The sequence below is a fragment of the Paraburkholderia sp. RL17-347-BIC-D genome, assembly GCF_046027915.1.
Lineage (GTDB): Bacteria > Pseudomonadota > Gammaproteobacteria > Burkholderiales > Burkholderiaceae > Paraburkholderia.
Window position 1 is genome coordinate 19,158 of the sequence record NZ_JARESS010000069.1, and the last position, 14,557, is coordinate 33,714.

Annotated in this window: 12 protein-coding genes, 1 tRNA gene and 5 pseudogenes; 13 read left to right on the forward strand and 5 right to left on the reverse strand. The window is 59.2% G+C overall.

Annotation, left to right across the window (positions count from 1 at the left end):
- Window positions 1-57: 57 nt before the first annotated feature.
- Complete coding sequence (locus tag P0D96_RS42790) at window positions 58-885, reverse strand: helix-turn-helix domain-containing protein (protein ID WP_408319953.1); 828 nt, start codon at window positions 883-885, stop codon at window positions 58-60.
- Between the two features lie 318 nt (window positions 886-1,203).
- Here P0D96_RS42790 and P0D96_RS42795 point away from each other — a divergent pair.
- The 3 genes and pseudogenes from P0D96_RS42795 to P0D96_RS42805 form a co-directional block, all read left to right on the forward strand.
- Window positions 1,204-1,474 (forward strand): annotated as a pseudogene (locus tag P0D96_RS42795) (maleylacetate reductase); the annotation flags it as partial.
- Between the two features lie 200 nt (window positions 1,475-1,674).
- Window positions 1,675-2,342 (forward strand): annotated as a pseudogene (locus tag P0D96_RS42800) (IS110 family RNA-guided transposase); the annotation flags it as partial.
- Between the two features lie 404 nt (window positions 2,343-2,746).
- The gene (locus P0D96_RS42805) at window positions 2,747-3,241 is read left to right on the forward strand and encodes an MgtC/SapB family protein (protein WP_408319979.1); all 495 of its coding nucleotides are present in this window, start codon (window positions 2,747-2,749) and stop codon (window positions 3,239-3,241) included.
- Between the two features lie 91 nt (window positions 3,242-3,332).
- On the opposite strand, the gene P0D96_RS42810 is transcribed toward P0D96_RS42805, so the two are convergent.
- Window positions 3,333-3,767 (reverse strand): PRC-barrel domain-containing protein, encoded by a 435-nt coding sequence (locus tag P0D96_RS42810; RefSeq protein WP_408319955.1) that lies wholly within the window; start codon window positions 3,765-3,767, stop codon window positions 3,333-3,335.
- Between the two features lie 280 nt (window positions 3,768-4,047).
- Here P0D96_RS42810 and P0D96_RS42815 point away from each other — a divergent pair, with 280 nt between their 5' ends.
- Window positions 4,048-4,623: an HdeD family acid-resistance protein gene (locus P0D96_RS42815; RefSeq protein WP_408319957.1), complete on the forward strand. Its 576-nt coding sequence runs from the start codon at window positions 4,048-4,050 to the stop codon at window positions 4,621-4,623.
- Window positions 4,624-4,799: 176 nt separating this feature from the next.
- On the forward strand, window positions 4,800-5,435 hold the full coding sequence (locus P0D96_RS42820) for an Hsp20/alpha crystallin family protein (RefSeq protein ID WP_408319959.1): 636 nt from the start codon (window positions 4,800-4,802) through the stop codon (window positions 5,433-5,435).
- 154 nt (window positions 5,436-5,589) lie between these two features.
- Here the strand turns inward: P0D96_RS42820 and P0D96_RS42825 are convergent.
- Together P0D96_RS42825 and P0D96_RS42830 are read right to left on the reverse strand one after the other, a co-directional pair.
- Window positions 5,590-5,829, reverse strand: a pseudogene (locus P0D96_RS42825) (type 1 glutamine amidotransferase domain-containing protein); the annotation flags it as partial.
- 187 nt (window positions 5,830-6,016) lie between these two features.
- Entirely contained in the window at window positions 6,017-6,670 is a 654-nt protein-coding gene (locus tag P0D96_RS42830) for a BON domain-containing protein (protein WP_408319961.1), read from the reverse strand.
- Between the two features lie 460 nt (window positions 6,671-7,130).
- Here P0D96_RS42830 and P0D96_RS42835 point away from each other — a divergent pair, with 460 nt between their 5' ends.
- From P0D96_RS42835 to P0D96_RS42860, 6 genes and pseudogenes are all read left to right on the forward strand, one after another.
- Complete coding sequence (locus P0D96_RS42835) at window positions 7,131-7,661, forward strand: DUF1269 domain-containing protein (protein ID WP_408319963.1); 531 nt, start codon at window positions 7,131-7,133, stop codon at window positions 7,659-7,661.
- 332 nt (window positions 7,662-7,993) lie between these two features.
- Window positions 7,994-8,066 (forward strand) — tRNA-Lys (locus P0D96_RS42840).
- Window positions 8,067-8,692: 626 nt separating this feature from the next.
- Window positions 8,693-8,857, forward strand: coding sequence for a hypothetical protein (locus P0D96_RS42845; protein WP_408319965.1), 165 nt, complete (start codon window positions 8,693-8,695; stop codon window positions 8,855-8,857).
- A 444-nt stretch (window positions 8,858-9,301) separates the two neighbouring features.
- Window positions 9,302-9,568, forward strand: a pseudogene (locus tag P0D96_RS42850) (Lrp/AsnC ligand binding domain-containing protein); the annotation flags it as partial.
- A 249-nt stretch (window positions 9,569-9,817) separates the two neighbouring features.
- Window positions 9,818-11,032 carry an alkene reductase gene (locus P0D96_RS42855; RefSeq protein WP_408319967.1) on the forward strand — a complete coding sequence of 405 codons (1,215 nt, stop codon included), beginning with the start codon at window positions 9,818-9,820 and terminating at the stop codon, window positions 11,030-11,032.
- Window positions 11,033-11,039: 7 nt separating this feature from the next.
- Complete coding sequence (locus P0D96_RS42860) at window positions 11,040-11,477, forward strand: host attachment protein (protein WP_408319969.1); 438 nt, start codon at window positions 11,040-11,042, stop codon at window positions 11,475-11,477.
- Window positions 11,478-13,155: 1,678 nt separating this feature from the next.
- Here the strand turns inward: P0D96_RS42860 and P0D96_RS42865 are convergent.
- On the reverse strand, window positions 13,156-13,395 hold the full coding sequence (locus P0D96_RS42865) for a hypothetical protein (protein WP_408319971.1): 240 nt from the start codon (window positions 13,393-13,395) through the stop codon (window positions 13,156-13,158).
- A gap of 100 nt (window positions 13,396-13,495) precedes the next feature.
- Between P0D96_RS42865 and P0D96_RS42870 the strand changes: the two are divergent.
- Window positions 13,496-13,618 (forward strand): annotated as a pseudogene (locus P0D96_RS42870) (IS6 family transposase); the annotation flags it as partial.
- Between the two features lie 129 nt (window positions 13,619-13,747).
- A partial coding sequence (locus tag P0D96_RS42875) for an IS110 family RNA-guided transposase (RefSeq protein ID WP_408319973.1) occupies window positions 13,748-14,557 on the forward strand: 810 nt, incomplete at its 3' end.

Below are 14,557 nucleotides of genomic sequence, written 5' to 3' on the forward strand. Positions count from 1 at the left end.
GGTTTAATCGCCAGCGCGGGAGTCCGGGGTCGTCGTTTTGCTCGCAACTTCGCCAAATTAGTCAGCTACCGACGTACGGTGGGCAAGCCGGTATGCGCGCGGCGTCACACCGGTATATCGATGAAACACTTCGGTGAAATGCTGCTGAGTCTGAAACCCTGCGCGCGCGCCAACGTCAACCAAGGGAAGGGTCTCCTGGCACAACATCGTCCTGGCAAATTTCACTCGTTCGAGTGTTACGTACAGATGGGGCGGGTTGCCTGTCACCGTTTTGAAAGCGCGTGCAAAGTTTGATGTACCCATGTGCACCAGCACTGCGAGTTGCTCGACCAAAATGGTCTCGTCTATGTGCTCATGAACGAAACCTTGAACGCGAGTCAGCATTTGACGCGTAAGAGGCGCGTCCGGCTCGGCCGCACCAGCACAGTGCCCGTAGTGGAGAGCGATGTGCACCGAGATGACATCGGCGAAAGCGTCGGCGCAGGCAGCGTCGATGAGCTCCGCATGATGCAAAGCGCCCAATGTGTCCGCGGCCTCACGCAGGAACGGATCCCAAAACCTGGACCATGTCGGGACCGCGACAAACGCTTCTTGCGAGACTTGCCCAAGTACGCCCCTTTTGAGGGCGATCACCCATCCCTTGGGATCGTTGTCAGCGATCTTGGCCAACTGCGAGCCCGCCGGAATGACTGCGACAAATGGAGCACTTATCAACATGGAGTGATTCACTCCGAGGTCGTCACAGCCCGCAGCCTGCACAGTGGTACCTGTCGGCATCACGAGCCGAAGTCCCTGCAGTGAATTCAGCCCGCCATTGGTGAAAGCGATGTCCATCGGTTGGCAGCGTAACCCGCGATCCGGGGTCGATCTTGTTTCTTGCTTCATGATGAGCAGAAGTTTCCTCGTTGTCTCGTCGCATACCCAAGCTTACGTCGAATTCAAGGCTGCTTAAGGCGGATTCGTAATATGGGCGAATGCAATCCCGACCTCGTTGATGCAGTTGCTGCTGAGCTATATTGCCGGGCAACTTGGGGCGACGCTCGACACGCTATTAGCCGGAATTCAAAGCAACTCATCGTTCCTGAAGGCTTTCTGAGCTAACGCTTACGCCGGGTATTACGGAGCGTTCGAAAGCGGTCAGGTCGCGAAGCGGCATGCCATACGCACGGCACGCGCGTCCGCGATCTGGGAACATCGATCGGACTTGGCCTGGGTAAGGCGCCGCGCTCGAATGGAGCCTGCCGATCATCGCGATCCCGACCAGGTATGCGGGCTCAGAGATGACACCGATCTATGGCCTGACCGAGGACGGTCTGAAAGGTATGGGACGCGACCTGCGTGTGTTGCCGAAGACGCTTATCCACGACCCGGGCTGTCACGTGAATTGCCGCCCGACTTTTCTTACGTGAGCGGCCTCGATGCCACTGCGCATGCAGCGGGGGGTCTGTATGCCCATGATGGCAATCCAGTCATCCCTGATGGCTGATGACTGATGGCTGACAACTGGATGACGGAATACGTGCGTTGGCGACCGGACTGCGCGGCATCAAGAACGAGCCCTAGAGAATGAAAGGGACTTCCCCGTCCCGAGGCTGCGGTGGAAGCCGCGAGTCGGCATCGACGTGCCATGATGAAGTTTCGAACGTTCGTCAACACCAGCGAGAGGGGAAGTCCATGCCTATTGTCACTATCGGAATCGATCTTGCCAAGAATGTATTCGCCATTCATGTTGTAGATGAAGCAGGTAAAGCGATGCTGATCAAGCCGCGTGTGCCGCGCGATCAACTGGTGGCATTGATCGCACAGTTGCCAGCGTGCCTCATCGGCACGGAAGCGTGCTCCGGCGCACATCACTGGGCACGCGTGTTCCAGCAGCACGGCCACACAGTCAAGCGCATGGCGCCCGACCTTGTGGGGCCTTATCGCATGCCCGGCAAGCGCGGTAAGAACGACGCGGCGGATGCTGCTCCGATCTGCGAAGCGGTGACGCGTCCGAGCATGCGTTCGTGCCGCTGAAGGACGAACATCAGCAGGCAACGCTTTGCCTGCATCGAACACGACAAGGTTTCGTGGAAAAACGGACCGCGACCTATAATCGGTTGCGAGGCCTGCTCTCGGAATTCGGCGTGGTGCTGCCACAGAGCCCGGAGAAGTTACGCAGGCACATCACAAAACATCTGGAGACATTGCCTTGCTGGGCGAAGCACACTATTAGCGATCTGCTCGATCATGCTGGCAATATTGAGGATCGCCTGATTGAATACGATCGCGCGATCGCCGGGATCGCGCGTGAAAATGCGCGTAGCAAGCGGCTGATGCAGTTGCGCGGCATCGGCCCAACCCTGAGGGTCGAAAGTTCGGGCAGAAGGCCTGTTTGCCACGTGACCGACCGGGTGGGCGCGGGATGCCTTTCGCGCTCCAGCGGGCTGCACTCGCGGCCAGATAATTTGCCCGCCAACCCCGTCGTCACCGGCTTCTCGTAGGGTGCCTGGAGTGTACTGATACTGAAAATCGTGCTCGACGAGACAGTCGCCACTTCGGGTCAATTAGCTTTTCTGCTGCTACGCCGCTGCCACGCCCACCGATCGCTGCGATCGCAAGGGGATCACTGCGGTTTTTAGGCTTAAGGGTCTCCCGAGCGGCGCTTGACGCTCAAAGCAGTTTGCTCCCCTCGACGCTAGACTGTAGTGAGCAGCCAGGTGCTCGCCGAATGCGACGTTAGCTGGAAACCTTAGCGGGGATGCCGATGATTTCACACGTGCAATTGCTTGAGGCGATCTTGCGCATGGTCGCGGCAGTGCTGGTGGGGTGTCTCGTCGGGCTCGATCGAAACCTGCATGGCAAGCCAACCGGCGTCAAGACGCTAGGCCTTGTTGCGCTCGGTTCCTGTCTCGTGACGATGGCCGGCATGTCCTTCGAACTGCACGGTATCACCGACGGCAGTGACGCCGGCCGTGCGATTCAGGGCGTCATTACGGGCATCGGTTTTCTCGGCGCCGGGGTGATCTTGCAAAACCGCGCCACCGGCAGGATCAGCGGCTTGACGACGGCGGCTTCGATCTGGGTCACCGCCGCGCTCGGCATTGTGTGCGGCATCGGCGCATGGCAGATTGCGGGTATTGCCACCGCCCTGCTCCTGCTGCTGCTCTCAGTGGGCGGCAGCATTGAACGTGCGTTGCACCGGCGCTGGTTAAGAAAGTCGCCTGAAGAACAGGCGGCGGTCATGCGGCACGACGAATAGTCACGCGGCGGCGCACTAATCCGCGCACTGCCCCATGGAACGAATGTGCCTCGCGTCAAATGCATCGATCGTGGACGATGCGAGACATATGTCAGTGATGCTCGCTGTAGTCGGACCTCGCCCTAGGTGTCACGCGTACCTTTGCGTATTGAAACTCGGGCAGCGCCTTGATCGCATCTTTCGTCGCACCGGCAAGCACCAGTTTGCCATTGACGAAATCGAGCTGCTCAATCGGAATGGCCACGTCGTGATGCGACACTCCCAGAAACTGGTTTGCGGCGACGATTGCAAACGATACCGACCGGTCCGGTGCCACAATAATGTCATGAATGACACCGACACGCTCACCCTTCTCGTTGAAGACCGGCTTGTCCATGATCGACTTTCTCACGCTCCAGCCTGCCACGATCGCGGCCGACTCTTCCACGCTGACACCAAGCGGCTGGGCGCCGGCCACCTGGGCGTTCGCGTCTGGAGCGAGTCCGAGCGACGACGCGAGCAGCAATACAAGCAGATTCGTTTTCATGAGATTCCCTTCGTTCTGGTGTTGACGGTGCGACGCCGGCCAGCAATGCAGAGGCTAAGCGAGACCGTGCGCGGCGTAAGTTCATGTTAGAAGGTCTCACGGCAAGCCGCTATAAAAAAGCGGTGATGGATCGGGTTATCTTCGTACATCTGGATGCCATTCCGCACGCCTCGTGAACGAATGCAGAATTGCGAAACGCATGGCAGAAACGCGAAAGAATCACAACTGCGTGGAGCTTAGACTGAAGTTCATTGCATGACGGTACAGCTTGGGGTCCCACATGGATGAACTGCTTGGACGCGCTTGGTGGATGCTCATTCTGCGTGGCACGGTAGCGCTACTGTTTGGCACTCTGGCGCTATTCTGGCCCGGCCTCACTCTGCTACTGCTAATCACCCTCTTTAGCGCCTACGCAATGGCCGGCGGCACTGTCGCGATTGTCGGGGCCATCCGCTACCGCGTGACGCACGGCGGATGGTGGGTGCTCTTGCTGCTCGGCATCTGCAGCATCGGCGCCGGTATGATAGCCGCGTTACTGCCGGGCATTACCACGCTCGTGCTGGTCGCCATCATCGGCGCAAACGCGATTATGACCGGCGTATTCGATCTGATCGCAGCAACGCGGCTGCACAGGCGCCTGCGCAATGCGTGGATGCTGGTGCTGACCGGAGTGCTGTCCGTGCTGTTCGGCATCTTCGTGCTGCTATTTCCGGGCGCCGGCGCACTAGCGCTCGTCTGGCTGATCGGCGTGTATGCGTTGTTCACGGGCGCGCTGCTGTTCGTACTCGGCATCACTGCGCGTGCCTGGCACCGTGACGGCCTGACCGGCGAGCCACACGCGCCATTGCATCCGTAAGCGCACTGCTCGCTGGCACTCGCGGGTTACAAGGTCAAACCCGCGGCCGACCCTGCGCTCGCGGGCGACGCGGCGCCGGCCGTGCCCTTCGCGCCCCGAGGTCGAATGGACCGCCCGTCATCTCCAGGGTCCAGCCTCAGGTCTGGCACTGGCTTATCTCACGTAAGGAGAATCACATGCCTCTGGATCTCGAGAAATGGAATCCGTTCCGGTTTTTACGCTCGCACCCCGCGCAAAAAAACGAATCGGGCCACGCCGGTGCGCCGCGCACCAGTCAGCAAAGCGCACCGCAAAACGGGCAACAGACTGCCGGCACGCAAACGGGTAACGGGGTCCCGATGGCAGCCGCTGCTGCGCCGGTATCTCTTGCGCCTGCCAGCTGGCCGCTGCCTGATCCGATTCATCTGTTCGCCGAATTGATACGCGATCCGTTCGGCGGCCGTGGACTGCTCGGAAGCTGGTTCGGCGACTTCAGCGCGGGCGAGTTTCAACCGCGGATCGACGTCACCGACGAAGGCGACGCACTGCGTATCGTCGCCGAATTGCCGGGCATGACCCGCGACGACGTCGAACTCGAAGTGGTTGAAGACATGCTGATCATCAGCGGCGACAAGCGTTTCGAATCGACGAGCGAAGAACAGGGATGCTATCGGGTCGAGCGGTCGTTTGGACACTTTCAGCGCGCGGTCCCGTTGCCCGCGGGCATCGATCTCGATCGGACAGAGGCCAGATTTGAAAACGGCGTGCTGACGCTGCGCGTCCCCAAAGCAGCCGGAGAACCGGCAGCCAGGCGGCGCATCGAGATCAAATAACACCATCCGCACTCCGCGGTCATGCCTATCGTGAAACAACTCGTCAGCTTCCGCGGTCTCGATGATTTGGCCCATGCCAGCATCGAGTAGCAGATTGGCGAACTGGCCGCACACTGACCAGTTCCGTCGAAAGCGGGTGCAGATTCCGCTTTGTCAAAGCCGCCTGCACTTCCTTATCCTTCTTGAAACGCCGGGTCGCTTCGGTTTGCGAATCCGGATCGTCGCTCTTGGGGTCGAGGGGCGGCTGCCCGCCTTTTGGTGAAGCGAGTGTCATCTCGACGCCTGCGTCCTTGAACAAGTAATAAGGCGCGGCAAACTCCTCGAGCCAGAATCCGGTTTTCCGGCCCGTATCGCCGAGCTGGTCGTGTGAAGTCAGTACCACCAGGATTCTCATGACAACCTCGCGAGTCCGTTCAATTCACGTTGCAACGAGCCGAAGAGCGGTGTCATCAACCCAATTCATTCTGGCAGTATAGGCGGCTGTCAAGAGCGCTGAGGGTGCTTCCGGTTTTGGTGCTGTGTCCTTTCCCACCCCTCGACCACGTCGGTACGCAAGCGAGCCGCCCGTCGCCAGCACCCCGTCAGTATTCGATGGTGATCCGGTTGTCGACCCGCAACACACCGGGGGCAAGCCATGCGACCCGCTCGGCCTCCTCCCGCTCGGCCCACGAGCGGACCGTGCCGCGCAGGACGACCTTATTGCCTTCGGCCTCGACCGTGATGTGCTGTGCGTCGACTTCCGCGTTGCGCTTGAACGCGTCGTCGATCTTGCGCTTGAGGTCCTCGGGCTTGACCTTCGGCTTGATCTCGATCTCGTTCGTCAGGCCGGTTACGCCGCTCACCCGCAGCGCCGTGTCGGCCGCGCGGCGGCGCTGGTAGTCCCATTCGACTTCGCCCTTCAGCGTCACCTGTCCGTCCCTGACGATCGCCTTGATGGTGTCCGCCGCATAAGGCACCTCGGCCTTCAGTTGGGCAATGATCTCGCGCACGATCTCCGGATCGGGCCGCTTATTGATCAGAGGCAACCGCACCTCCATATCGTTTGCGACCCCCTTCACGCCGCGCACACGCGTCGCGTCCTCCTCGGCCTTTTGCCTTTGCCGGAAGCTGCGTGCGAAACCAGACAATGTGACCGCGCCGTCCTTGACCGCAACCCCGATATCTGATGGATCGATGTCCGGATCCCACTTCAGTTCGTACTCCACATCTCGTTTGATGTCGTCGTCGGTTCTCATCGCTGCTCCTAGTCGGTTTGTTAATGGACTAACGCGCGCGCGGGCTACGCCCTGTACCGCACGCATCCGTCCACGGTAGGGCCACGGTAGGCCGCGCGGGGAAGATTTTCTTCCCTACGCCTCCGCAGTTTTTGCGGAATGCTGCCGTACGTTCACATCTGAAAGCCGCGTAGCTGGGGCGCAGAGATCCGACACGTCTTTGCAGGAATGAGGAAGAAGTGCAACCGGCAAGAGCCTAGTCTTGATGTCATCGTCATCGTCATCGTCATCGTCATCGGGTCAGTGGTCACGTTGACGTCAGAAGGTACGCGCCGGGCGGGACATGCAAGGCTGGCTGGCACCACCGCTGCTTCGCGGCGCGGTCGACCGGCTTGCGCTGAGCTGAGCTGAGCGAGCATGAATTCAACCGTCTCGCCGCGAAAGGGTCTCGTTTTATTTCCCAGAGAAATGGAGCAAATCGGTGAGCGATCTAGTCGTTGTAAGCTTCAAAGGCGAAGAGACGGCCGACCAGGTATTGACCAAACTCCAGCAGATGCAAAAGGAGCACCTGATCGACCTTGAGGATGCCTGCATCGTGGTCCGTAGCGCGAAGGGCAAGGTACACCTCAAGCAAGCCGTCGATCTCGTCAAGATCGGCGCGCTCAGCGGCGCGGCTTGGGGCGGTATGTTTGGCGCGCTGGTTGGGCTGATGTTGCTCAATCCGCTCGTCGGGCTGGCAACGGGCATGGCCATCGGTGCTAGCACGGGCGCGTTGTCGGGCGCGCTCTCAGACTATGGAATCGATGACGATTTCATGCGTTCGACAGGCCAGAACATTGAGCCGGGTTCGTCCGCGCTCTTCATCCTCGTGCGTCGCGTGAACTTCGACAAGGTCCTGCCGGAACTGAAACCTTTCGGAGGAAAGGTATTGAAGACGTCTTTGACGAATGACCAGGAGGAACGCCTGAAGAAGGCGCTAGAGAGCCTGAACAGCAGCGGCACGACAGCATGACCACCCCTGCGCTGCATCAGGGTTGTGATCTTGAATTCTGTTGAAGTTCGCATTTGGGTCGGATCGACACCCCGACAATTACGCGGACCATACGGTGTGGACGTCGATCACATCGACGCGCAGTTCGACATTGGAGAGTGCTCACGCTTAAACTTCCGAAGACTAATATGACCGCATCTGAAGGCCGGAGAATCGAAATTCAGCAGTTGCGCAAACTGAGCGTCGACGACCGTGCTGTAGCGGACGCTTCGTCACTGGATGTGCTTCCCGCGGCAACAAGGTCGTTGAGAACACATGTGCACATGGGACAAGCGGCGGGCAAGGTCTCTTTCGGGTCGTGAGCTCCAGAGGTAGAGCAACGGACTTTTAATCCGTTGGCCACCGGTTCGAATCCAGTACGGCGCGTCCGGTGGAGAACGGTATGCAAGCAGGAAGCACCATTATTGCGGCGCTCGCAGCGGTCCTCCTGTCAGGGCTCGTCTATGTGAATTGCCCACAGATAAAATCGCTATGCGCCGAAGGCAAGACACTCGACCTAGCCATCTGTGCTGCGTATAAGGTCCAGGTCGCTTGTAACACGGAAGCGCGCCGGAAGTACAGAATGTGTGTGAAACGAACGACATGTTCCCTTTAGGTAATGCCCGCCGTTTGCGTTCGAGTTCCAAGGCGAGCACACAAAGCGCCGCCAAATCGAGAAACCTGGAGGGTATCTGTATGCCAGATCGTGCGACGGCAGAAACGCGAGCCTTTCAGGCTCGTCCAACTCAGAAGCGATCTTCGCGAGCAGCTTGTTAGGCGCGATGCCGGGGTCGAGCACGCGAGACACGTGGTGTCGAGGATCTCCTGCTTCACGCACGTGCTGATCACTCGCGCGACCCGGCAGATCAGTGACGTCGATTTGAATGTCGTCGATGCCACTATTTTCGATCTGCGTTATGAAGGTGGCGATCTCCGCCTCCGATAACCGTGATCGCATGTACGCAACGCCGCTGCAATAGCGAAATTCCGCTGGTTCCCTCATGGAGCGCAACATGACAAAGGAAAGTCGCGTCGCCCCCCGGAAGTCGAAAGTCGAGGAGCAGGAAGCGCCGATGACCCTGGACGAACAACTCGACGAAGCGCTCGAAGAGACCTTTCCTGCGAGCGATCCGATTGCTGTTCACCCCGAGCCCGAAGAACAACCTGCGAAGAAGTAGACTCAGCCGTCGTCGGTACTGGAAAGCAACAGAGCGAGCTTCTCGGACGCGCTGCAAACAACGTTTCCAGTGTGCGTAGATTTGTTCGAGGCGCCCCGACAAGTCGGAAGGTCTCACGGTAGATGTGGGTGCGACACGTGTCGCCGTCAGCCGCGCGTTATGCGGCATGCTGTAGATGGTAAGGCTCTTTTTTTCCTTGTCACAGAGCGTAAAAGCGGTACCGGTTTCTGCCCTCGTTTTCGCGTGCAACACCGTCTGCAGCTTCTGAACACTGATCGGAGTTGATAGGTTGCCCAGTCTCCAGGTCCCTCACTACATGGTGCGTTGGTCTTGAACTGAGGCCCCTTCCCTCCACCGGCATTACCCGGCTTCACCAGTACTACGGACCTCACCGTCATCGCAAGGCGACCGGCCTGTCCCTCGCGGGCATCCGGTTGGTCATCCCTGACCACGTCGAGGGACTTCCCGTGTTGCGTACGCTTTCATTGTGTACATGCTGTCGCCGACACGTTCGAGGTCTTTATCAGTGCCGAACCGCCGGTGACCCAGTGCTATCGTATGTCGCCTGGCCCCGACTTTGCCGTTATTGCGGATCTGCCTGACATGGCGGCCTGCAATGAACTTGCGAGACGGCTTTTTGAGAGGTCGTCGAACGTCCGTAATGTGCGGATGTTCTTTTCGACGCATCGGGCGAAGTTCGAGGCGAACGCCGGCCGTGAATCTTTCGAAAGCGGCAGAGTAGCTAAGGGCACGGCAGGGCCGCATCCGACCGCCGATGGAGCGATGGACCGGATGACCGCAGGATCGTGACACATCTGAGCAGAAACCGGAAAGAAGCGCACGCAGGCTATCGCTAGACTGGCCAGAGAGCGGGATCCTGTCGAAGTGATTTGACGCCGGCGCTTCGGAGCGTCTGTGGTAGCACTTTTCGAGCCGCGTCAAAAAACACAAGGAGCGAATATGACTGATACGGAAATCGCGCCCGGGGAAGCCGGGCAGCACGACGAGCAATTCCCGCTGCGCAAGCTCTTCGAACCCGTAAAGGTGGGGCCGCACAACCTGCGTCATCGTGTCGTGATGGCGCCGCTGACGCGTTCGCGCGCGAGCCGGCCAGGCAACATACCGTCGCAGCTGAATGCCTGCTATTACGCGCAGCGCGCAGCGGCCGCGCTCATCATCAGCGAGGCGACGCAGGTGTCGATGCAAGGACAAGGATATGCATGGACGCCTGGGATCCATAGTCACGAGCAGGTCGAAGGCTGGCGGCTCGTGGCGGACGCCGTGCACGAGGCGGGCGGGTTGATGTTCATGCAGCTCTGGCACGTCGGACGCATATCGCACCCCTCGTTGCAGCCCGATGAAATGCTGCCCGTCGCGCCCTCTGCGGTCCAGCCGAAAGCGGAGGCGTTCATCGAGAACGAGCGCGGCGAAGGTGTCGTCGCGCCCTGCGTCACGCCTCGCGCGCTGCAGGTCGAAGAGATGCCGTATCTCGTGCGCCAATACTTCAGGGGTGCGCGCAACGCAAAGGCTGCCGGTATGGACGGCGTCGAAGTGCACGGTGCGAACGGGTATCTGCTCGAACAGTTTCTGTTGTCCGGCACGAACCGCCGCACGGACGAATACGGCGGATCGAGCGAGCGTCGGGCCAAGCTGCTGTTCGAGGTGATCGAAACGGTTTGCGAAGTGTGGGGGCCGGAAAAGGTTGGCGTACGGCTCTCTCCTCTTGGCACCTTCAACGACATGCATGACGACGATCCCGAGGCGACCTTTTCTTACATCATCGATAAGCTCAATCGATACGGGCTGGCTTATTTGCACATCGTCAATCCTGCGCTGGCGGCGACCGGTGAGGATGTTGCTTTTATGGAGCGCGCGAAACGCATGAGCGAGATGATACGACGCACTTATCGTGGTGTGCTGATTGTCGCGGGCGGGTTCGACGGCGGCAGCGCAGAAAGATGGCTCGAGGACGGCAACGCGGACCTAATCGCGTTCGGACGACTGTTCATCGCCAATCCCGACCTGCCGGAACGCTTCCGGTCGCACGCTCGGCTCAATTCGCCGGATCCGTCCACGTTCTACGGAGGCGGCGAGCGCGGGTATACGGATTATCCGTCGCTCGCGCAGGAGCGCGGGGAGGCCCCACGGTCCGTCATCGATGGGCGGTGGAGATAGACTGTCGTTGACCGGCGAGTTCGCTGGCGTCACGCGACGATTTACGATGGCCGCCGAGCCGGCGACCGATCACGCTGAGAGGCGCACCATGGCTGTCACTACTTGGGTTGTCGTTGCCGACGGCAGCCGTGCTCGAATCTTCGAGACACCGGGACTTAAGCTGGACTTGCGGGAAATCGAAGACCTCGTCAATGTCGTCCCTGGTGGGCCCGCGCTGAGCGAGAAGGATCGCGAAAAATTCGCGAAGACCGTCGCCGACTGCGTCGAACAGGGACGGCTTCATCACCGGTATCAGCGATTACGATTTGCCGCGGAGCCGAAGTTTCTCGGAATGCTGCGCGAGCGTCTGAGCGAGGAGACGCGTCAGATGATTTTCGAAGAGATCAACGAAGATCTCTCGGCCCTCGATGCGCGCGATATCCAAGCGCACCTGCGAAGGCATTGATGGCGACCTGCCGTAGGCCACACTAAATGCGTCATCCGTTGAAAGCCCAAGGTCAAGAGCTAGATACTTCTCTCTCAGACTTTACCCTGCTTAGCTGAAACATTTCAGCCACCCCACGTCGGTGCGCATGAGCATGCGTCCGATTATTCGCTCACCTGGTTGCAGAGCTGGTCTGCGCCAGTCATCCATCGGAGTCAAGACGAGGGCCGGTGTTCTGGCTTCCGCCGTGGCTCATAGCGAGCCCCAGAAAACCATCGGTGCCAGACCGGTGTCCATGAGAGTATTCACCAATGATCGGCTTGCTGCGTTAGTGCCAGGCTCGTTTCGGCTCATGGTCTGGGCATCCCAGCTCTCGCTAATAGGGGACGGCGGGAGCGCGTAGCCCAATCACAAGACTGGGTTTTCGCCAACACATTACCGGGCTCATGGCCCCGCCGAAACTAACCGAAGCATTTCGCGACCTCAAAAGATTTCTCATCTCGCAGCATGTAGACCGGGGCCCCGCGCGAGCTTGTGCGCAAGCGCCTCCGTGGCGACCAGGGGCATGCGCCGGGCTTTCTTGCGCTCATAGAAGCGCCTCCCCTGCAGACGGGGGTATTCGTTCGATCCGTGCAAAATCTGGCGGTAGCGGCGTAAGAAAACCGCTTGCAGCAAGGCTCCCCGGCCTCACAGGCTTTTGCAACTTGACGGATTTTCAACTCGTTGATCTGAATGTGATTTTTCGTGCAAACCGCCAGAAATTGCACGGAAAGTACGAATACCCCGTCCTCAGGGGCTCGCCCATCCTAGTGGTCACAATGTCGGTGACGATCGCGGCGCAAAGCTTTCAACATGCACTGGGCATACGCTCGGCGAGGAGTCACTCGGTGACAGGGTGCGGGTAGATACAGCTTTAGCTGAAGTTCAGACGCAACTTTAATTGTGTAGCGTCGCCAACGCTCACACAACTAAAGTTGTTACTGCGGTTGTGCATCGCAAAATCTCCGGCAAACCTCCTCTCCCGCAAAGCTTCCGGGCCAAATCCCATTTCAGCTGATGTTGTAACCACGCCGTCGACGTCGGCAACTAAACCTGTAACGCAAGGCGGGATGTCAACCAAACTTGTATCGCAGTGCGCGGCGTGGGCGGCCAGACGGTCGTCGCGCGCACGGCCGGCGGCCTGTTCCGGCGCCGACGTGGGGGAAAGGTGCACCGGATGCAAGGCGCGCGGGCAGTCACAACCTTAGTTGAAATTTAGCCACAACTTCAGTTGCGTGAGCGCCCTCTTCCGGAACCGGGCATGTGTCGGCAGATGAAGGGTACATAGCTCTGACTATCTACCCCTCGCAATTCACTGCTGGCTGTGAGAACGGCTGCGCGTCATTCATCCCCGCGCTTTCCGGTCGTTTCAATCCTGATAACCGGTTTTATCAATAGCTGTACACAGTAGAAAAGTCAAAAAACTCGCGGCGCTGAAGTCACACGAACGAATTTTGCAGACATTCCAGCGAGTAAATTCGAAACGTCCGCCGTCCGCATACCTGTACGAGATTCAGTTCTCTCAATCTCCGCAGGTACCCCAGCGCCACGACGGTCGGCAAATTGGTCTCAAGATGCCGGGTACCGAATCTGTTCGAAAATTTCTCTGCGCTCGCATCGGCAATGGGTGCGGCGCACGTCCCGCGGTTCTGCTGGGCGATCACCATTTTGGCTCGAGCGTAAGGATATGGCCTTCATACGTGCCGTCGTCTTTGCTGGCGATGCGCACATGGATCTTAGACAGAAACGTGGCTGGCGTTGCAAGCCACTTCAGCACCGCCAGTTTTTCGTCCCCGCCAGAGATGTCGTTTCCAGTGTCTTCCGCCGTCAAAAGATCTTGCAACATGCCGGCGGCGAGATCAGGCACGCTCAGCAGATCGTCAAGATAACCCTTCTCCAAAAACGATTCTCCGAACCCAATAACGTCGAAACTGGGATGTGTCGCAGTAAGAGATGGACGGTAGAATTCCGGCGATACAAAGTCGCTGATGAGAGAATCGATGAAGACGCTGAACCCGGCGTTGGCCAAGGTACTGAAACGCTTGCACTATCCGCTGGACGTGATTCTGACGTGCGTGCGCTGGTACGTCGCGTATCCGCTGAGTCTGCGTCATCTTGAAGAATGATATGAACGCCTCCCACCCGTGAGCGGTGGAAGCGTAGAAGGAAAGTGGACCCCGCGGGCCGACGGCATCAGCGTGCCCAAGATGGAAGATCATGCAGATCTTCACAGGCAAACCGGAGGGTCCGAAATGAAGCATACGACAGTAGGTGTGAACATTGCAAAGAGCGTGATGCAGATCCATTGCATCGACGCGGAGACGGGCAAGATCGTGAACAAGCCGCTCAAGCGTGGAGCGTTTCTCGAGCACTTTGCAAACCGGTCGCCGTGCCTGATCGGCATGGAAGCCTGCGGCGGCTCGCAGCACTGGGCACGCAGGCTGACAGCGATGGGACATCAGGTAAAGCTCATGCCAGCGAAGTTCGTGAAGGCGTTCGTGATGGGCAACAAGAACGATGCAGCTGATGCGCGTGCGATCTGGATGGACGCGCAGCACCCGGGCAAGTCTGTCGCGCTGAAGACGGAAACGCAGCAGGCGGTGCTGGGGCTGCACCGGATGCGACAGCAACTGGTGAAGTTCCGCACGATGCGGATCAACAGCCTGCGCGGCCTGCTGACCGAGTACGGCGAAGTGATGGGCAAGGGTCGGGCGGCACTCGACAAGGCGATACCGGGTGTGCTGGAACGACTGGTCGATCGTCTGCCAACGATCCTGATCGACACGTTGCGCGAGCAGTGGAATGGGCTGATGGAACTGGATAAACAGATTGCCGGAATCGAATGGCGTCTGCAGACGTGGATGAAAGAGGATAAGGCGTGCCGGGCAATCGCTGCGATACCGGGCGTCGGCCTGCTGACAGCGACAGCAGCCGTTGCAACGATGGGAGACGCGAAGGCATTCAGGTCCGGGCGCGAGTTCGCGGCCTGGATCGGACTGGTGCCGGCGCAGACAGGATCCGGTGGCAAGGTCCAGTTGTTGGGGATCAGCAGGCGTGGCGAC